Source organism: Citrobacter sp. Cpo221, assembly GCF_030332345.1.
Taxonomy (GTDB): domain Bacteria; phylum Pseudomonadota; class Gammaproteobacteria; order Enterobacterales; family Enterobacteriaceae; genus Citrobacter; species Citrobacter portucalensis.
In genome coordinates this window covers 1-18,628 of the sequence record NZ_JAOWIA010000012.1, presented here as the reverse complement: position 1 = coordinate 18,628, position 18,628 = coordinate 1, and the positions used below count along the sequence as shown (strand labels likewise).

Sequence of the window (18,628 nt, the reverse complement as noted above, 5' to 3'; positions counted from 1 at the left end):
GTGCGCAGCAGCGGCCCTGGCGGAGTGGGGCTCGACGACTGGACCGCGCAGCGGGTCAGGAGCCGAAGGGGGCCATGTGTCCTGCCTGTTCGGTTACATCCCTCCATGAGCAGCTGCAGCGCGTCGCTGTGATCCGCACAACAACACGGCGCTTTGTATTTTGAATAAAGCAAATGTTAATGCTAACGTATGCATCCATTAGCATTTATTAAGGGACTAACTGATGAGAGATGCATCCACGACCGAACGAGCCCGATCCATTTTTTCCCGTAAATACACGTATACCAGAGAAGATCTGGCCTCTGATTACCAGGCTGAGCTTCTCAATTACAGCAATGAAAAATGGGAGTACCCCCAACGCGCTGCACGCCTTAGTGCTGCCGTAAAGCGCTACAAGTCCTTCAGAATGCTGTGTTTCATCTTTGAGATAGCCGATGAAACTGAACTTGATTTCACCCCCCTGATCGTAAAACGCCTGTGCAACCGTCTTTTCGGCAGATCCGGCAGCCAGGATATGATCGTGGATATCTTTGGACAAAAAGGTCGCCAGCACCGCAGTCGTGACAATTTGCCCTCAGTTATTGATGAAGTGGTTACCCGTTACCGCCTCGCAGCACATTCCTGCCAGTCTTCCATGCTGCATGACATTGAACAGGTCAAGAAGGACTACCAGGCCGGTATTAAAAAAGCCCGCCTGCAAACAGAATAACGCTTTCCTCTTTAATGCTAATGTACGCATCCATTAGCTTTACTTTATTTTTTAGTCCTACCGAAAAGGAAGAGAGCGACAAGCGCCGGAGGCGCTGCCGCCCTGCCCCGTTCCCCGGAGGGTAACTTTTCCTTTCGGGTTGTTCATGCGAGCGGTCGCCACCGGAAGGAAAAAGGGGCTACCGGCGAACCGGCAACCCCTTCATAAAGGCGCTTGTGGCTTGTCTAAACAATACCAGAATCCCTGAAAAGGCGGGGTTTCCCCCGCCTCCAGGTTGCTACTTACCGTTGGATTCGTAAGCCAGCACTGCAGCGACCTCCCTGTTTCCGTCCTTTAGCCGGAATTCGCATAAGCGATCCCGTGTAAGGCATGTGAATATTAAGAGCGTTAAACACACGATTAATACGCACCAGATAAGGGCGTTTCGCGGCAGTTTCATGGTTTACTCCTCCTTGCATTGAGCACGGTAAGAGGCCATACTGATGTGGTCTAGGCATACAGTGGGCCTCGTGGTTTGGTTAATGAAAATTAACTTTACTACGGGGCTTTCTTCTTTCTGCCACACAACATCCTTACTGCTAAAACATCATGAGGCAAAAAGCCTCAAGCGCCATCGCCATTATACCCCGGTGCCTGTTATCTGCCCAGGAATAACAGCCTGAAAACTGTATAAATCCTCACCTCTTTTCCGTGTCATTTTTCGACCGGCAGACCCGGCGCCTCCCTTATTTAAGCAGCCCGTTTTTCGCTAACGGCCGTCACTCCGGCGTTATACACCAGGCTAATCATGTTCTGTAACTGCTCCTGGTCATCCCGGGCCAGTCCTGCGTCCAGCCGGTACAGGATCTTCCCCATGGCGGCATGCCGGAACACGGTACCGCCTTGCTGCAAACTCCTGTCTGTCTTCCACACTGCATGACAATGAACTATTTAAGAAGGGCTATCAGGCCGGTAGCAAGATAGCCCGCAAGCAGACAGAATAATACTTAGGAATTCAATGCTATTGTACGCATCCATTAGCATTATTTTATATGATACTTGATTGCATGACCTGAAATGAAGAAAGTGGCAGGCACCGGAAGCACGGCCGACCTGCCCCATTCCCCGGAGGGGAACTTTTCCTTTCGGATTGTTCATGCGAGCGGTCATGACTGTAATGAAATAAGGGCTACCGGCGACCCCTTTATAAAAGAGCTTCAGGCATGTCACACCAATTCAGCTCCTGAAAAGGCAGAGTTTCGCCCTTCTCCAAATTACTACTTACTGAATTCGTAGGGAAGGACGGCAGCAACCCCCCGTTGTCCCTCCTTCAACCGGATCTCGCAGAACGATTTCCAGGTCAGGTTTGTGAATATCAATTGTATGAGTCACATTATCAGGACGCACCAAATAACGGTAATTCGCGTCTGTTTCATACCCTTCTTCAAGGGTACGTTTACGCTTGAGCATAGGACTCTCCAAGTGTGAGAATCCAACTTAATGGGTGCAATACAGTACTCTGAACGTTACATATCACCTATCTTATGCGCGATCTCGCGAAGCTGCTGAGCTAACACCTGCAGGTTTTTCCCCTTTTCCCCTTTGGGCCCGGTGGACTGACGCATCACCAATCGGGCGGGCAAAATCGACGACATGCGTAGGGCATTGTCTTCACCGCTGTTAAGAATACGGCGCACCGCCTCTTTGCCTTGCAGATCCAGATCGAGCGACACCGTGGTTAGCGCCGGGTAGAAAAACGAGCTTTCATAAGTGTCATCATAGCCAATTACCGACTTCTCGCCGGGGATAGAAATTTGATGCTGATGGAACGCGCTCAGTACGCCAAGTGCCATCTGGTCATTAGCTACCAGCACGGCAGAAAATTGAGCTGTTTCACGCAACATCTGCAGAGCACCGGCGTACCCGCTTTGCGCATCCCAGTTACCGCGAATGACTGAAGCTGGTTCCAGTCCATATCCCTTCAAGGTTTCGATCCAGCTTTTAAGCCTCAGCTGTGCCGACACGGAAGACTCAGGGCCCGCCAGCAGAGCAATATCCCGGTGTCCCAATTTGTAAAGATAATTGACGCTGGCGCGGGTGCCGTCCGCCGGGTTAAACGAAACGTTAAACACAGCACTATATGGGTCTACATCTAAGAACAGGCAGACAATATCATCGTTGTCTGTAGCGATTTTCTGCGCCAGTTCGGCCTCCAGCGGCACGTTAATGATCACTTTGCTGACCAGTTGTGATTTCAGTTCGTTGATGGAATCCTGAATACTATGATTGACGTTCTCATCAATCATTGAGATTAGCACCTGATATCCTTCCAGATTCGCGTAGCGTTTTACCGCCGCGGCAACCTGAGAGGGGGCGTGCAGGGCGAGCGAAATTGTCACCAGCCCCACGGTATGGCTCTGCTTTCCGACCAGTTGCTGAGCCAGCCGGTTTGGAACATACCGCAATAACTCTATGGATTTCTCCACCTTGTGGCGTGTGGCTTCGGATACATTGGCAGATTTATTCAGTACCCTGGACACGGTCTGATAGGAGACGCCCGCATGGCGTGCCACATCCTCTAACGTCGCGCTTTTCGACTTCATGGTCCGGTTCCTTATGTTGTTATGCGCTGATTGTAACAGGGGCGATGTAAAAAAACGCACACTGCGACCTTATCATGCGCTTAACACCGCAAAAAAGTATTACGATCACAATAGAAAACTTCGTGGCGCATATCATTAATCGTAACAAAATTGTCTATTTTATTTGTACTTAATCACACATTCACGATCATGCAATTGCCAGCCAACAGGTTTAGGCATTTTATTACCCCATATTTGTGAACGTATTACAAAACAATAAGAGGGTAACAATGAACACGACGATCCGCTCTGTATCTGTTGCGTTGGCTGCCGCGTTGGCGTCTCCTTCGCTGTTTGCAGCGTCTTCAGTACCGATTGATTTTCATGGATATCTTCGCTCCGGCGTGGGCGTCTCACGGGATGGAGGGATGGAGGAGTGGCAAAAAAATAAAATTGGCCGCTTGGGCAACGAAGCCGATACCTACGGCGAGCTCGAGCTGGGCTCCGAGGTGTACAAAAAGAACGACGTTAGCTTCTACCTCGACAGCATGGTGAGCATGGTCTCTGACGGTTCAAACGATAACGAAACCACGTTAGATGACGACGCTCAGTTTGGTCTGCGCCAGCTAAACCTGCAGATCAAAGGCCTGATCCCTGGCGATCCGAATGCGGTGATTTGGGGCGGGAAGCGTTACTACCAGCGCCATGACCTGCACATCATCGACACCAAATACTGGAACATTTCCGGCTCTGGTGCCGGTATTGAGAACTATACGCTCGGCCCGGGCGCCGTCTCCGTGGCCTGGATCCGAGGCGATGCCAACGATGTAGACTACCGCGTAGATGGCGATAGTGACGTGAATATCAACTATATCGACCTTCGCTATGCAGGCTGGAAACCGTGGGCGGGCGCATGGACAGAAGTGGGTATTGATTACGCCATGCCAAACCCCACCAATAAGCAGAAAGATTACGGCGGGCTGTATGAGGCCGACAACGGCGTGATGGTCACCGGCGAGATCAGCCAAGATATGTTTGGCGGCTATAACAAGCTGGTCCTGCAGTACGCTAACAAAGGTCTGGCACAGAACATGGTGTCACAGGGTGGCGGCTGGTATGACATGTGGAACTACGTGAACGATGCCACAGGCTACCGCGTGATCAATACCGGCCTGATTCCCATCACCGACAAGTTTTCCTTCAACCACGTGTTGACTTGGGGCTCTGCCGATGACACCACGCAGTACACCGACAAATCGCGACTCGTCTCGCTGGTCGGCCGCGCCCAGTATCAATTTACGGAATATGTTCGCCTGATTGGCGAAGTGGGCGGCTTCTACCAGGAAGATACCTATACCGACGGGTCGAAATACAAGCAGAGCGGCGAGAAGTACACCATTGCTCTGGGCCTGGCGGATGGCCCTGACTTTATGTCGCGTCCTGAGCTGCGCGTGTTTGCTTCTTACCTGAATGATTCTGAAAAAGGGCAATCCTTCGAAGATGGTACCGCCAATAACACTTGGAACTTTGGCGTGCAGGTCGAAGCCTGGTGGTAAGCTTTAGTTTTTAATATGCGTTAATCATTATTGTATCTCCAGCTATTTGCAGCATATATCTCTGCTCAGGGATAGCCATTATTTTGGCTATCCTTTTTTTATGCTTAATGATTAAAATGCTTTTCTAATAGCTGACGCAAGGTATCAGACTGCCTGCCAAATATCGCATGAACCTGCTGACCGATTATAATTACCCCTAGCGCCCCATCCTCCTGTAACGCCTGTGAATTAACCTTATTTAAATCTTTTACCGTGACGCGCAGACGGGTAATACAGGCTTCTACGTGCTCGATATTATCGTCCCCACCAAACGCGGGTATTAAACGCTGAGTAATATGACTGTCCATAATACGCCTCTCTGTTATGCAGATAAAAAAAACGCCTGCTCCAGGAGCAGGCTTTTTGCCATTTTACCGGGTGACGCTGCGCTTACGCTTTACGCTTGAGCACCCGACAGTCCCACGCCAGCAGCACGGTATCGCCCTCAGCGGCGGCATCCGTCATGCAGTCGGTATACCCCTGCGGCAGTGTGATAATCTGCTGCTGTGCGGTAAAGTTCTGCACAAACACCCAGGTGGTTTTACCGTCCGTGCGCGCTGCTGCAACAACACCCGGCGGGAAATCGCCTTCGATTGCCCGCGGAAGCGCCAGCTCGTCAATAATCCCGGCGAAGAAATCACGCTGGAAGGGCAGATCGTTGCGAGACGCTACGTGCCACGCTTTACCTTGTCCAAAGCGGTTCACCGTGACGGCGGGCCGACCAGCGTAAAAGTCGTCACGGTAGGTCGCCAGCACCTGAGCGGACTCGGCGTGGATCAGCTCGCACAGGTGACGAACCTGATACGGACCCTGCAGCCCTGACGCATTGCCCGCCAGCCCCTGGATCAGGTTACGTTCGCCGTCGTCCAGGCAGTCAATCTCCTCCGCCCATACTCCCACCAGCTTACGCAGCGGGCCCGGGAAACCGCCCAGATGGCAGAGGTCAGTTTCATTCACCACCCCGCTCCAGTAGGTTGTCACCAGATGCCCGCCCGCGGCCACAAAGGCTTCGGCACGTTCGGCAAAACCTTCGCGCACCATGTAGAGCATCGGCGCAATGACCAGCGCGTACTGGCTAAGATCGCCGTCGGCGTCAATGATATCCACCGCGATGCCCCGCTCCCAGAACGGACGATAGTGCTCGTTAACGGTTTTTTCGTACTCCATTCCCTTGTTGCGCGGCCCTTCGGCATCGTCCAGTGCCCAGCGGTTTTGCTGGTCGAAGATGATCGCCACGCGGGCTTCGGTGCGGCAGCCCGCGACATCCGGCAAACGCGCCAGCATCTCACCGAGACGCGTCACTTCGCGTCCGACGCGGGTATTAAGGTGCCCCACGTGATCGATAATCGCCCCGTGGAATTTCTCCACCGACCCGCGACTCTTGCGCCACTGGAAGTACTGCACCGCGTCCGCCCCGTGCGCCACCGCCTGCATCGAGGAGAGAATATGCATCCCCGGTTTTTTCAGCTTGCTGGTCGGCTGCCAGTTAGTGGTGCTCGGCGTGGACTCCATCAGTACAAAGGGTTTGCCGCCCTTCAGGCTGCGCATCATGTCGTGATACATGGCGGTATAGCAGGCAAGTTGCGTTTCGTCTTTCTCCTTATGCCACATCGGGTAGCTGTCCCAGGAGATAAAGTCGATCGCTTCGGCAAGCTGCCAGTAGTCGTAATCATAGAAATACTCCATGAAGTTGGTCGTCACCGGCAGTTCCGCATTTGCGACTTTCAGCGGGGCCACTTCATGCCGGCAGAAATCAGTAACCTGTGCAGTATTAAAGCGTCGCCAGTCCAAGTTCAGGCCGTGGATCGACACTTCACCCTGCGGTGACGGAGATTCAATCTGCGACCAATCTGTGTAGGTGTGACTCCAGAAGGTGCTCCACCATGCATGGTTCAGGGCATCTAGGGTTTTATAGCGCGCTTTCAGCCAGTCGCGGAAACGTTCCTGACACAGGTTACAGTGGCATTCCCCGCCGTACTCATTCGAAATATGCCAGCCCAGCACCGCCGGATGATGCGCATAACGCTCCGCCAGCATGCGGTTGATTTTTAATGTTTTCTCGTGGTAAACCGGAGACGACATGCAGTGATTATGACGCCCTCCATGCAGCGCTGACACGCGGTTGCGCCCCACGCGAAGCACTTCAGGGTATTTTTGCGACATCCATGCCGGGCGCGCACCACTTGGTGTAGCGAGAAATATATGGATCCCCGCCGCAAAGAGTTTTTCAATAATGCTGTCCAGCCAGGCGAAATCATATTCCCCTTCGCGTGGTTCAAGTTTGGCCCAGCTAAATATACCGACCGACATGACATTACATTTCGCCTGTTTCATCATGACGATATCATTTTCAATAATACCGGGGTAATTCTCCCATTGCTCCGGGTTATAGTCGGCACCATGCAATAACGCAGCGACCTTTGGGCTTAAAGGTGCAAATTTATTCATCATAAAAATCCTAAATGAAGATTAAAAACTATTTAAATACCGTTATTGACGGCAGCACTTTTCCTTTACAATCAAATAACGCCTGATTCTCGCGGGCATTCCCCTCTTTCCATTCATCATGGATATATTTCATTCCGGTTTTGGTCGCCCAAGTGGTACCCGGAACGGCAATCCAGGTAGGTTCCCAATAGAAGATGCCTTTACCGCGATGGTCAGGCACGTCGATAACGGACTGCATTAAATCGTGAATATAATCGTACTGGCCCTGAACGGTACCCGGATAGCCGCCTTCCTTCTCTTCTTTGGCCTGGAAACTATTTTCCGCGTTATCGCAATTCTCCAGCGTATAGCCATAGGCCGCTTCCACCACGATCACGTCTTTGTTATAGCGCTTGCTGATGTCATCCATATTGGCCTTAAGCGCACTAAGCGGGCCGTTCCAGTAGGTGTACATCGAAAGACCGATGATATCGAACGGGACGTCGCGTTTGGCGATTTCATCGAACCACCAGCGGAAGGTATCATTTTTGGTACCTTCCGCCAGGTGCAGCATGATTTTCACCTGTTCGCCGCTGGTCAGGTTCTCTTTCATCCCGCCAATCGCGGCATTGAGTAGCCCGGCTAAGCGATCAAACTCGCCGCCGCCCTGCCCCCAGCTTTTCCCTTCTGGCCAAAGCATGCCGCCGTTGATCTCGTTACCGATCTGCACCATGTCCGGCACCACGCCCTCTTTCTTAAAGTGGGCAATGGTGTCGCGAGTGTAGTCATGGATCGCCGTTTTGAGCTGCGTATAATCCATTTTCTCCCAGGCTTTCGGTTTGAATTGTTTACCCGGATCGGTCCAGAAATCGCTGTAATGGAAATCGAGCAGCAGCTTCATGCCCTGAGCTTTCACGCGCTTCGCCAGCGAAATCGTGTTTTCCAGGTCGTTATTGCCGCCGCCGTAGGTCTTACCTTCGGCATCCTGCGGATCAACCCACAAACGCAGGCGCACATAGTTCACGCCGTTCTCTTTCAGGATTTCAATCGCATCCTGCTGCTGACCGTTCTGGTTATAAAACTTAGCGCCATGTTGTTCTACCTCCAGCAGGGTCGAAATATCCGCCCCCTTAATAAAATCCGCAGGCATGGCGTTGAACGGACGCGTTTTCACCGCGTCCGCAGCAAAAGCACTTGCGGTAAGGCCACATGATAGGCAAACAGCAAGCAAAGCGGGTTTGAGTCTTTTCATGATTATCCTTTGGTACTCCCAGAGGTAAGACCGGAGACGAAGTATTTTTGCAACGCTAGGTAGAGGATCGCTACCGGCACGGCAATCAGCACCGCGCCTGCCGCATAGGTGGTGTAACTGGCACCCATTTTTTGTGCAACCAAGTTATAAAGCCCGATGGGTAAGGTGTATTTGTCCGGGGTGCGCAAAATAGTGCTGGAAAGGATGAAATCACCCAGTGGCCCGGTGAAAGAAAACAGCGCGACCACGGCCACAATCGGTTTGGAAAGCGGCATAATGATCTCGATGAAGATACGGAAGTTGCTGGCACCATCCATGCGCGCGGATTCATCCAGATCTTTTGGAATGGCGTCGAGATAGCCTTTCATCAGATAGGTATTCATCGGGATCATGCCGCCGACGTAGATCAGGACCAGCGCCAGATGGCTATTGATTAACCCCAGAAGCTGCGACAGTACGAAGATGGCAATCAGCGCCGAGAACTGCGGGATCATCTGCAGCAGCAGGAACAGCATCAGGCCGTTCTGACGCCCCTTAAAGCGAAAGCGCGAAAAGGCATAGGCGGTGAAGCTGACGCTGATTAAGGTTAGCACCATGGTCAGAAAGCTGATTTTCATCGAGTTCCAGTACCAGGTCATGTAGTTCACTTGGCCATTGAACAGATCGGCGTAATGCTGGACCGAAAAATTCTCCGGAATAATCGACGAGCTGAGCAGACTGTTACCGGCATTGAATGACGCCCCGACCGTCCACACCAGCGGGTAAATGATTATTGTCGACACCAGCACGATAACCAGCCATGAGAGCGAGAGGCGTACCCACTTCTCACGTTTAATACTTTGTGATTGAGCCATTTTTACGTCCCTTACGCCATATCGTCATTTTTGAAAGATTTGGTGGCGCGGAACTGCCACAGCGCCAGGCCGACGACAAAAATCGACAGCAGGATAGTGATGGTTGCCGCTATCGCGTATTGCGAAGAGGACATCGTGAGTTTGTAGATCCACGACACCAGAATGTCGGTCCCGCCCGCATTTGACCCGACAACCGCCGGCCCGCCGTTGTTAAACAGATAGATAATGTTGAAGTTATTGAAATTAAAGGTGTACTGGGTGATCAGAATCGGCGCAATCGAGTACAGCACCAGTGGCAGTGTAATGGTCCGCAGCTTGGTCGCGCTACTGGCACCGTCCATGGTAGCTGCTTCATACAGATCCTCCGGAATCGCCTGCAGCACGCCGGTCGTCATGGCGAACACAAACGGGAAGCCGAGCCATGTTTGCATCATAATCAGCGCCGTTTTGGTCCAGAAAGGGTCGGTCATCCAGGCTTTTGGCGCAATGCCGAAGAAGGCCAGAATCGCATTGTTTATCACCCCGAAAGAGTCGTTGAACATCCCGGCAAACACCAGAATGGTGACAAAACCCGGTACCGCCCATGGCAGAATAAAGATGATGCGGATCAGCTGCTTAAAGCGCAGATCTTTCTGGTTCACCAGGATTGCCAGTAGCACGCCCACGGAGCATTGCAGCGTGGTAGCGAGCAGAGTCCAGACCACCGTCCACTGCAGCACATCGAAGAAGGTGGAGCGCCAGATAGAGAGTGTGAAGATATTGATAAAGTTCTTAAAGCCAACCCAGTCCACCAGCTTAGCCGGCGGCGTGTGGTAGAGGTTATAGTTGGTAAAGGCAATGGCAAAGCCGAACAGGATCGGGAAAACCACCACAAACACCAGCAGGATAAAACCCGGGGTGATCATCAGATACGGGAAGCCGTCGCTCAGCAACATTTGGTACTGTTTGCGCACGCTATTAAGCGGCACGCCTTCATCGCGTTTACGGCCGTTAACCCACGCATCACGCATCGACAGATACCAGACCATTACGCCAAACGCAGCGATTAAGACGCTGATGATCCCTTCGGCCAGCAGGAAGATGGAGTTGTCACGCGGTACTTCTTCGCCCAGCGTCACCAGCCCCCATAGCCCTTCACGTAGAAAATCAGCAAATACGCCGATAAAGCTGGCAAGCAGTACCAGGAAGATAACCCCTTTCAGCCACTGGCGATGATAGAACTGACCGAAGCCGGGTACAACAGCCATCAGCAGGCCGGTCCAGGCGTGACGCCTGGCAGCACGCGGTTTGGCAAAATTTTCCGGGATGATACTCACAGACAACTCCTTTCAAAAAAACGGGAGCGTGTGCTCCCGTTCTGCGACGACAGAAAATTACTGGTTGCTGGCCTGCATGGCTTCGATCTGCATCTGAACCTGTTTTGCTGCGCTATCCAGCGCGGCTTTTGGATCTTGTTTACCGGTTAGGCTCAGCTCCAGCGCGGCGTTTGCCGGCCCCCAGACTTCACCCATTTCAGGAATACCCGGCATGGCTGTGGCGCGTGCGGCCTGCACCGCTACAGCACTGGCTTTCTCGTCATTCTTGATAACCGGATCGTCAATCATTGCCGTCAGCGGTGGGATCTCGCGCGTCGCGATATAGCGCGTTTTCACGTACTGAGGCTGATTGATAAATTCGATAAATTTCTGCGCCATCGCTTTGTCTTTGCTCCAGGTGGAGACAACATAGCCTTTAACCCCGAGGAAGGAGCTCATTGGCTTACCGTCCGGCAGCGTTGGCAACGGCGCAACGCCGTAGTTGATCCCTGCCGCTTCATACGGCTGGAACGCCCACGGGCCGTTGATTACGGCCGCTGCTTTTTTCTCGGTGAACAGGGAGTCGATGGCATTCAGGCCGTTGTCGCCGATGATCCCCGCCGGGAAGACACCGTCGGCATAGAATTTTTTCAGGTACGTGACGGCTTCGACTGCGCCCGGTTTGTTCAGACCCACGTCGCTGGCGTTATAGCCGCCTTTGTCGTTTTTACCAAAGATGTAGCCGCCCATCGGGGAGATCGCCCCCCAGCTGTAATAAATCTGGTCAAATTTGGCGAGCAGCCCGTACTGGTTTTTGCCGCGCTGCTGTTTGGAAAAGTCATACCAGTCCTGAAGCGAGCTCAGCGGCTTATCAACCAAATCCTTGTTGTAGATAAGCACCAACGTTTCGACCGCCTTTGGAACACCGTACAGGACATTATCCATTTTGAAGGCGTTGATTGAGGCCGGTGTGTACTGTTCTGCCTGTTTAGCCTCAATATTCAGGGGGGTCAGTAGCCCTTGCACGACCGCGCCGCCCAGTTGATCATTGGGGATAACCAACACATCAGGGCCAATCCCTGCTGGGCCGTCCAGACGCAGTTTTTCCAGTTGCTGTGCGTAAGGTGTCTCCTGCATGTTGACCTTAACGTCGTACTGTTTTTCAAAATCGGCGACCGCATCTTTAATACCGGACGACTTCCTTATGTCTTCCCAGACGTTAAGCTGCGTGGTGGCTTGGACATGCACCGCGAGCGTAAAGAGGATCAGAGCAGCGAGTACGTTCTTTTTCATTATCAACCTCATGTGAAGGTATAACAATATTAGGATTATTATTGCACCTGAAGAGCATCCATTTTTATCAGACAAGCTGTTGAAACTGACTCTGAACATCAGAAATAAAATGCCTTTGGTTTGTTATACGCTACCCTTCACATCATGATAACTCTACAAAAAACTATAGGTAGTGTGATCATCATAACATTAATGGAACATCTGTGTAGGGTGCATGAATACTGGAAGTTATAGTCAATGCAGACAAATTGCACCGTCCGGCCATGTTGAACAAAGTTGTTATACGTAAAACATAATTGGCGGTTTACTCGGGGAATACTAATGTCGAGCATACAATTGAGGAATGTCACCAAACGTTTTGGCGACACTGTAACCTTGCACAACGTGAGTCTTGAAATTGAAGACGGTGAGTTTGCCGTCTTTGTCGGCCCTTCCGGCTGCGGTAAATCGACCATGCTGCGCATGATTGCCGGTCTGGAGGAGATTAGCGACGGTGAAGTATTGATTGGTAATGAGGTGATGAATGACGTTGCCCCCTCACATCGCGGCGTGGCGATGGTCTTTCAGTCCTATGCCCTATATCCACACATGACCGTGGCAGAAAACATGGGCTACGGTTTAAAAGTAAACAAGGTACCGAAGGATCAAACCCGCCATCAGGTAGAGATGGTAGCCAAAACACTGCAGCTTTCCCATCTGTTAGACCGCAAGCCAAAGCAGCTTTCTGGCGGTCAGCGCCAGCGCGTGGCGATTGGCCGCGCTATCGTGCGCAACCCACGAGTCTTTATGTTCGATGAACCGCTCTCTAACCTGGATGCCGAGCTGCGCGTTGAGATGCGTCTGCACCTGGCCCGCCTGCACCAAGAACTGCAAACCACTATGGTGTATGTCACTCACGATCAGATTGAAGCGATGACCCTGGCCGATAAAATAGTGGTGATGAACTATGGTAAGGTGGAGCAGATGGGTGCCCCGATGGATCTCTACTACAAGCCGGTGAACAAGTTCGTGGCCGGGTTTATCGGCTCACCGAAAATGAACTTCCTGCCCGCCACGGTTGAAGCCTGGCAGCCAGGCGAACTGATCGTCAGACTGTCGCAGCAGAAAATCCTCACACTTGCTCTGACAACCACGCCGCTTGTCGTTGGCAGTCAAGTGACGCTGGGCATTCGCCCGGAACATTTAACCACCGACATCCGACATGGTACGCGGCTGGAGTTTAACTGTGAAGTGGTCGAGCGGCTGGGGAACAACACTTACCTGTTCGGCCAGTGCTACGGCCACGATAATGTGAAAATCTTGTTGCCTGGTGACGTGAAGTTCGCACCGTGGCAGAAAATCGATGTGGCTTTCGATGACCGCCGTTGCATGGTATTTGACGCTCAGGATGAGCGCGTTAGCGAGGATATTGAGGACGCGGTGCGGTCCGTGGCTTAGCGCTAGTAAAGAATATAAGAAAACGTATCCGTCAGCATTTATTTCCTGGCGGATGCCCCATCCCCCTCCTGATTTGAAAATAAATATAACGGGATCTTCACCAATAAATAGGCTGCAACCCAGAACCTCATCTAGGTTCTGGGAATATTAAAACGGGCTGAAGTCAACGGATGGCATTCATCACTAGCAAAATAGCGCACTGCGGCTCGCCGCTCAGGCTCAGCCATTTCAGTTCCTTCCGAGACATGAATCGGGTCTGTCAGCGCCAGATAAGGAAAAAGGGGCTACCGGCGAACCGGCACCCCCTTCATAAAGGCGCTTGTAGTCTTTCCAGACGACACCAGAATCCCTGAAAAGGCGGGGTTTCCCCCGCCTCCAGGTTGCTACTTACTGGATTCGTAGGCAAGCACAGCAGCGACCTCCCGCTGCCCGTCCTTCAACCGGATTTCGCAGAGCGATTTCCGTGTCAGGTATGTGAATATCAACAGTGTGAGACACACTATGAGTACGCACCAGATAACGGTACTTCGCGGCTGTTTCATAGCCTTCTTCTCCTTGCGCAGAGCGCAGTAAGAGGCTATTCTGGATGTGTCTAGCATCAGGATGCCTCGTTGGTTAATTGAAAAATTACCTTCGGGGCTTTCTTCTTTCTGCCTCACAACAACCGTAACAAACCCACCGAACGTCATGAAGCAAAAAGCCTCAAGCGCCGTCGCCATTATACCCCGATGTCGATTATCTGCCCAGGAATAACAGGCTGAAAACTGTATAAATCCTCAACAATTTTCGGCGTCATTTTCCCACCGCAAGACCCAGCGCCTCCCTTATTTCAGCAGCCCGTTTTTCGCTACCGGCCGTCACTCCGGCGTTATACACCAGGCTAATCATGTCCTGTAACTGCTCCCAGTCATCCCGGCCCAGCCTTGCATCCAGCCGGTACAGGATCTTCCCGCTGGCAGCATGCCGGAACACGGTACCCGTTTCTTTTTTGTCGAACGTCCTGCTGATAATGCTCAATATCCCTCCCGGTTATCCCTGCCCTCAGACCATTCGCGGATCTGGTCTTCCAGCGCTTCCAGATGCTTATCCACGCTATCAACCAGCTGCTCACTTTCGGTCTCCAGCCAGCCGCTGAGTCCGTCCCATTCACAGGACATTTCTTTCAGCTTTTCTGACATGGTGCGTAACTTTTTGAGCTGGCTGCGGGCCACCTTCAGCTCAGTTTTACAGGGATTATTTCTCATGCCTCCCCCCGATGATGTCTGAGCTTGTTGGGTACCAGCCAGCGCTCGGCAGCACGGATATGCTCAGGCGTTTCCCGGACAATAAACGGGATTTCATACATCACTGAATACAGCGGCTCGCCGCTCAGGCGCAGCCACGCCAGTTCCTTCAGCGATGCGAACCGCGTATGCCAGCGCCAGAAAGCGCCCGCCAGCTCCCCCGCGTCAAACTCGTCGCTCCAGCGGGCATACCAGGTGCAGACGGTTTCCGGCGACTGAAAATTGAGGTCAGCCTCAGCCTGCGCGAGCAGGTTCTGGCGAAGCTGCCAGCGCTGCTCGTATTCGCGGGACTCACGGCGGATCTGGCGCGTGCTCCGGATGTTTGCCCTGTGCAGCCGTCTTCCCGCACGGGTATGCATAACTTCCGGGAATAACTCAGCCTGAACATCCAGCGTGAGCGGCAGCGGGCAGGACTCACCGCCCGTGGCGATCATGATTTCCAGCGCTTCCTCAACCTGTTTCAGGTTCGAATGGCGGTTCTTTGGCACCCAGTTCAGCCCCGGGATCTGGCGTGCCACCGTGGCATTCAGGCGACCGCTGCCCGTCAGCACGCGAAGGAAAGTGCGTACATACGGCATGGCAGGCAACCGGGTACCGCGTTCGCGGGATGACTCGACCAGACTGATGGCCTGAATCGCTGCCTGTCGGGCAGGTTTCAGGGAAACGAGCGCGTGCGAGGACGGGATCATGCTGTCACCTCCCCGCTCATCAGGTTCACCACGGTGCTGGCGGTGCAGTTGAAGCGGCGCAGACCTGCCATCTGTGCAATCAGCTGACTCACCCGGTCGGGCTGGAGCGTTTTGTTCTGGTAAAGCGTACGCACAACTTCACCGCCGGAAGAGAGCAGTACCAGAAGCCAGTACGGCGACACTTCGCCAGGACTGCATACACAGAGGTGCCAGTCATCACTGTTATCTGCACTGAAACGGCACTGTACCGGGAAAAAGCCGCCAAACTCGCTGCGGTATTCAGCGCAGACGCGCCAGCCCTGTGGGACTGCCAGCAGACCGGTCACGGCATCGCTGAGCGCACGGCGCGCGTCCTCGCCCTGCTGGCGGATATACTCCAGGTCGGAATCGGTCAGGTTATTAAGTCGGGTCAGATCATAATGCATTGTCATGTGTTTTCCCGCCGCCCGAAAGCGGCGGTCTCCGGTATCAGGCTGCGTGGTCAGTGGTTTCAGTAACGGTATCAGTGGCTTCATCGGCCTGTTCAGCTGGCGCGGAACGCACCATCCAGTCAGGCACCCAGCCCACGGCATTGAGATCTTTCGCTGCTGCCTGCGCCGCATCGCGGCGCCTGAGTTTCACAACCTCGCCAGCCCGGTCTGCCATCCCGGCATCTTCGTATGCCCTGCCAATCTGGGTGATTTTCAGCTTGCCGAAGTAGTTTTCTGCATCGGGTTGCCACCAGTTACGCAGGTCGAAGTCCAGCGCAGCCTCCAGTCCATCAAGCTCACTTTTTTCTGTACGGTTGTAGAGTCGTTCCTGAAGGCCATTGATCCCGTGCGCGGCGCAGAAGCCCAGCAGGGCGTTAACCTTTTCAGCGGACCATGTCAGCAGCCAGGCGAAATCCTGATCCCAGTTTTCCGGCAGTGTCGCCTGAAACGCTTCATGCTGTGCTTTCAGTGACATCAGGGCTTTACCTTCATCCCCGGTCGGAGCCAGAGTGGAAAGAAAATGCTGACTGGTGGTGACCGAAGCCTTAAGCGGCTGCTGACGGGGGCCGTAGCTGGAGCGCCGGAACATGTTCATGCACAGCGTCCATGTCAGCAGTGCCACCGACACATCCGGTCGTCCGGCAAGCTCGGCCTGAACCGCGAGCGTACGCTCGGCAGACATGGCCTTAACCAGCGTGGCGGGATAAGCGTCAGCGGGGATCTCCGGCATGGTGTATGTCACCACATTATTTTGCTTTTCCTGGCGGGTTTGTTCTTCCTGCTGGCGATCCTCCTCAGTCAGCCTGTGGATCCCCGGCTGAACCTGAAAGTTGCTGCCATCCCATGACACCCAGATACCGTGCGCGGCGCGAAACTCCGGCGTGGCCTCGCGGTACGTTGCTTCACAGTAAATATCATCAATTTTCTGCTGAATGGCGTACTCGTCATCGTAACTTTCAGTGGCGTCCATTTCTGCTTCCAGCGTACTGACCCGCTGTTCTTCTTCGTCGGTCAGTACAGGTGCTGGCATGGCGAAGCGGTACTGCTCCTTGTCTTCACCGTGACCACGCAGCTCCGTCATGCGGAACTCTGCCCAGCCCCAGCCCTGTTCCTGTTTTAAACGGGCTGCAAGTACGGTCAGTTTGCCATCAAGAAGCGATCTGACCAGCGTGGCATCGGCAAAGGTGCTGTCCTTATCGCTGAACAGATCGGCAGTCAGTTCACCGCCTGCGGCGGTGTAGGCATCCTCACCGACAAAAACGAACATCGGGTGGCTGAGGGGCATTTTGTCGTCCGTCGCCATTTTGCGCAGGGTCTGGGCGAGCGGGGTGCGCCCGTTCCACTGCGCCTTAGCATCCGCCCAGATCTGCATCTGTCGTTCATGGGAATCGGCAAGTGTCAGCGCCTCGCACTGTTCAAGCTCCAGGTCATCACGTGCCAGCGCATCCAGCAGGGTTGGGGCAAGGTTCGCCAGCTTCAGGCACCGCTGGACGTGGCGCGGGTGAAAGCCCATCAGCGCGCCGATCTGCGAAGGCGTTTTGCCTTCCTGCTGAAGCGTACGAAAACCGATAATCTGCTCGGCAGGATGCATGTTTTTGCGTCTGCCGTTCTCGATCATCGAGGCCGCCACTGCCAGCTCCACAGGCAGGACTTTTACCGGAACAAAGGGCGTGTCTGCATCAACCACACCGCGTAACACCAGAACGCCAGTTCCCCGGCGGCGACCTTCCCCGCCCACGATACCGATCGTGCCGTCAGGCTGATCCACACCGATAAGATTCTGGAGAATACCCACAGCTTCAATACTGTCGGCCATCTCTTCCACTTCCCTGTCGGTGTGCGCAATGATGCGCGTATTCAGGTCTGAGCGCGTCAGACGGGAGAAAGGGAAGATTTGCACAGGCGTGTCTGCGAGCAGTTGCACGAGCTTCTGCTCCGTGGTCTGCGCGGTTTTTGCAGCCGATTTTTTGCTGCGCGGTGTTTTTGCCGTAGAATTGGTGGCGACCATTATTTTTACCTCTTCGTTTAAGTGATGGTTTGCCGTGGCCGGATTGCCCTCCGGTCACGGCTCCCGGTTAATCAGTGATGCGTTTCGGGTGCGCAGCCAGTGCTGCAAAAGACGGATAGCTGTCGAGAACCTGCATCATGGCTTTCGCACTCTCGAGCATGGCGATATCTGCGGCTGACGCGCGGTTTTCGCAGACCGTGATCGTTGCCAGTACGCCGGATTTCATGTCAGAAAAACGCTCATACATACGGTTGCTGAAGAGGACGCGCTTGCCCTCTGCCATGACCTGCCAGTTGTTGCAGTCGTTAAAACGGGTGTCCACGTTGTCGAACTCCACCACATGGGTGTCGGTGGCCTGAATGCGCAGCAGCTTCACCATGTCGCGGCTCTCTCCAACTTTTTTACCCGTCAGGGCAGTTTTCAGGTTCTGCATTTTTTTCTCCTTCTCCTGGTTAAGGCCGGCTACCCGGCCCGATAATTACCGCGCGTACGGACTACTTCACGCCTGGACGACGGAACATATCGGCAAGAATGTTTCGACGGGCATAAGACGCCCCCGCCGCTTTCAAATCTTCCAGAACGTTCCATGCGTAGCTGACCTGCTTCCCGTGAACAGCGATAAGGCGGGCTGTCTGAGGCTCAGGAAAAGACAAAACCCATCTTCCGGTAGATTCCTGAGCGGCGGTGTTGACGTTGACGTTTCGTGTGTGCATCCTGGTTTTCTCCTGTGGTGATGGTTGTCCATCTCCCTGGTG

At 53.4% G+C, this 18,628-nt stretch carries 21 protein-coding genes and 2 pseudogenes; 3 read left to right on the top strand and 20 right to left on the bottom strand.

Features of this window, described 5'->3' with window-relative positions:
- The first annotated feature begins 223 nt into the window (after positions 1-223).
- A complete protein-coding gene (locus OGY72_RS00755) occupies positions 224-709 on the top strand; it encodes a cytoplasmic protein (RefSeq protein ID WP_104652332.1) in 486 nt (161 codons plus the stop codon).
- Between the two features lie 277 nt (positions 710-986).
- Here the strand turns inward: OGY72_RS00755 and OGY72_RS00750 are convergent, their stop codons facing one another.
- The 5 genes and pseudogenes from OGY72_RS00750 to OGY72_RS00725 form a co-directional block, all read right to left on the bottom strand.
- Entirely contained in the window at positions 987-1,109 is a 123-nt protein-coding gene (locus OGY72_RS00750) for a Hok/Gef family protein (RefSeq protein WP_225988692.1), read from the bottom strand.
- A pseudogene (locus OGY72_RS00745) lies at positions 1,057-1,167 on the bottom strand (DUF5431 family protein); the annotation flags it as partial. The pseudogene OGY72_RS00745 and the gene OGY72_RS00750, both read right to left, overlap by 53 nt.
- Positions 1,168-1,438: 271 nt before the next feature.
- Entirely contained in the window at positions 1,439-1,582 is a 144-nt protein-coding gene (locus OGY72_RS00740) for a hypothetical protein (protein ID WP_164496629.1), read from the bottom strand.
- Between the two features lie 387 nt (positions 1,583-1,969).
- The gene (locus OGY72_RS00730; RefSeq protein WP_242444906.1) at positions 1,970-2,158 is read right to left on the bottom strand and encodes a DUF5431 family protein; all 189 of its coding nucleotides are present in this window, start codon (positions 2,156-2,158) and stop codon (positions 1,970-1,972) included.
- Between the two features lie 56 nt (positions 2,159-2,214).
- Entirely contained in the window at positions 2,215-3,291 is a 1,077-nt protein-coding gene (locus tag OGY72_RS00725; RefSeq protein WP_096926336.1) for a LacI family DNA-binding transcriptional regulator, read from the bottom strand.
- A gap of 269 nt (positions 3,292-3,560) precedes the next feature.
- Between OGY72_RS00725 and OGY72_RS00720 the strand changes: the two genes are divergently transcribed.
- Positions 3,561-4,826: a maltoporin gene (locus OGY72_RS00720; RefSeq protein ID WP_096926337.1), complete on the top strand. Its 1,266-nt coding sequence runs from the start codon at positions 3,561-3,563 to the stop codon at positions 4,824-4,826.
- A 104-nt stretch (positions 4,827-4,930) separates the two neighbouring features.
- On the opposite strand, the gene OGY72_RS00715 is transcribed toward OGY72_RS00720, so the two are convergent.
- The 6 genes from OGY72_RS00715 to OGY72_RS00690 all read right to left on the bottom strand — a co-directional run bounded on the left by OGY72_RS00715 (position 4,931) and on the right by OGY72_RS00690 (position 11,986).
- Positions 4,931-5,173 (bottom strand): PTS sugar transporter subunit IIB, encoded by a 243-nt coding sequence (locus OGY72_RS00715; RefSeq protein WP_096926338.1) that lies wholly within the window; start codon positions 5,171-5,173, stop codon positions 4,931-4,933.
- Positions 5,174-5,255: 82 nt separating this feature from the next.
- Positions 5,256-7,313 (bottom strand): beta-galactosidase, encoded by a 2,058-nt coding sequence (locus OGY72_RS00710; RefSeq protein WP_285112641.1) that lies wholly within the window; start codon positions 7,311-7,313, stop codon positions 5,256-5,258.
- 28 nt (positions 7,314-7,341) lie between these two features.
- The gene (locus tag OGY72_RS00705) at positions 7,342-8,544 is read right to left on the bottom strand and encodes a glycoside hydrolase family 53 protein (protein WP_096926340.1); all 1,203 of its coding nucleotides are present in this window, start codon (positions 8,542-8,544) and stop codon (positions 7,342-7,344) included.
- 2 nt (positions 8,545-8,546) lie between these two features.
- A complete protein-coding gene (locus OGY72_RS00700) occupies positions 8,547-9,398 on the bottom strand; it encodes a sugar ABC transporter permease (protein ID WP_042715482.1) in 852 nt (283 codons plus the stop codon).
- An 11-nt stretch (positions 9,399-9,409) separates the two neighbouring features.
- A complete protein-coding gene (locus tag OGY72_RS00695) occupies positions 9,410-10,714 on the bottom strand; it encodes an ABC transporter permease subunit (RefSeq protein ID WP_096926341.1) in 1,305 nt (434 codons plus the stop codon).
- Positions 10,715-10,771: 57 nt separating this feature from the next.
- Positions 10,772-11,986: an extracellular solute-binding protein gene (locus OGY72_RS00690; RefSeq protein WP_096926342.1), complete on the bottom strand. Its 1,215-nt coding sequence runs from the start codon at positions 11,984-11,986 to the stop codon at positions 10,772-10,774.
- Positions 11,987-12,307: 321 nt separating this feature from the next.
- On the opposite strand from OGY72_RS00690, the gene OGY72_RS00685 reads away from it, so the two are divergent.
- A complete protein-coding gene (locus OGY72_RS00685) occupies positions 12,308-13,423 on the top strand; it encodes an ABC transporter ATP-binding protein (RefSeq protein ID WP_104652335.1) in 1,116 nt (371 codons plus the stop codon).
- 383 nt (positions 13,424-13,806) lie between these two features.
- On the opposite strand, the gene OGY72_RS00680 is transcribed toward OGY72_RS00685, so the two are convergent.
- From OGY72_RS00680 to OGY72_RS00640, 9 genes and pseudogenes are all read right to left on the bottom strand, one after another.
- Positions 13,807-13,926 (bottom strand): type I toxin-antitoxin system Hok family toxin, encoded by a 120-nt coding sequence (locus tag OGY72_RS00680; protein ID WP_225760212.1) that lies wholly within the window; start codon positions 13,924-13,926, stop codon positions 13,807-13,809.
- A pseudogene (locus tag OGY72_RS00675) lies at positions 13,874-13,993 on the bottom strand (DUF5431 family protein); the annotation flags it as partial. The pseudogene OGY72_RS00675 and the gene OGY72_RS00680, both read right to left, overlap by 53 nt.
- A gap of 222 nt (positions 13,994-14,215) precedes the next feature.
- Positions 14,216-14,440 (bottom strand): hypothetical protein, encoded by a 225-nt coding sequence (locus tag OGY72_RS00670; protein WP_176483461.1) that lies wholly within the window; start codon positions 14,438-14,440, stop codon positions 14,216-14,218.
- A complete protein-coding gene (locus OGY72_RS00665) occupies positions 14,437-14,667 on the bottom strand; it encodes a hypothetical protein (RefSeq protein WP_096926344.1) in 231 nt (76 codons plus the stop codon). Before OGY72_RS00665 ends, OGY72_RS00670 begins: the two co-directional genes overlap by 4 nt.
- Positions 14,664-15,395 carry a plasmid SOS inhibition protein A gene (locus tag OGY72_RS00660; protein ID WP_096926345.1) on the bottom strand — a complete coding sequence of 244 codons (732 nt, stop codon included), beginning with the start codon at positions 15,393-15,395 and terminating at the stop codon, positions 14,664-14,666. Before OGY72_RS00660 ends, OGY72_RS00665 begins: the two co-directional genes overlap by 4 nt.
- Positions 15,392-15,826 carry a conjugation system SOS inhibitor PsiB gene (psiB, locus tag OGY72_RS00655; RefSeq protein ID WP_096926346.1) on the bottom strand — a complete coding sequence of 145 codons (435 nt, stop codon included), beginning with the start codon at positions 15,824-15,826 and terminating at the stop codon, positions 15,392-15,394. Before psiB ends, OGY72_RS00660 begins: the two co-directional genes overlap by 4 nt.
- Positions 15,827-15,863: 37 nt before the next feature.
- Positions 15,864-17,873 (bottom strand): ParB/RepB/Spo0J family partition protein, encoded by a 2,010-nt coding sequence (locus tag OGY72_RS00650; RefSeq protein ID WP_117344019.1) that lies wholly within the window; start codon positions 17,871-17,873, stop codon positions 15,864-15,866.
- Positions 17,874-17,940: 67 nt separating this feature from the next.
- Positions 17,941-18,306 (bottom strand): hypothetical protein, encoded by a 366-nt coding sequence (locus OGY72_RS00645; protein ID WP_117344017.1) that lies wholly within the window; start codon positions 18,304-18,306, stop codon positions 17,941-17,943.
- Positions 18,307-18,367: 61 nt separating this feature from the next.
- Positions 18,368-18,586 carry a hypothetical protein gene (locus OGY72_RS00640; RefSeq protein ID WP_117344021.1) on the bottom strand — a complete coding sequence of 73 codons (219 nt, stop codon included), beginning with the start codon at positions 18,584-18,586 and terminating at the stop codon, positions 18,368-18,370.
- Positions 18,587-18,628 lie beyond the last annotated feature (42 nt).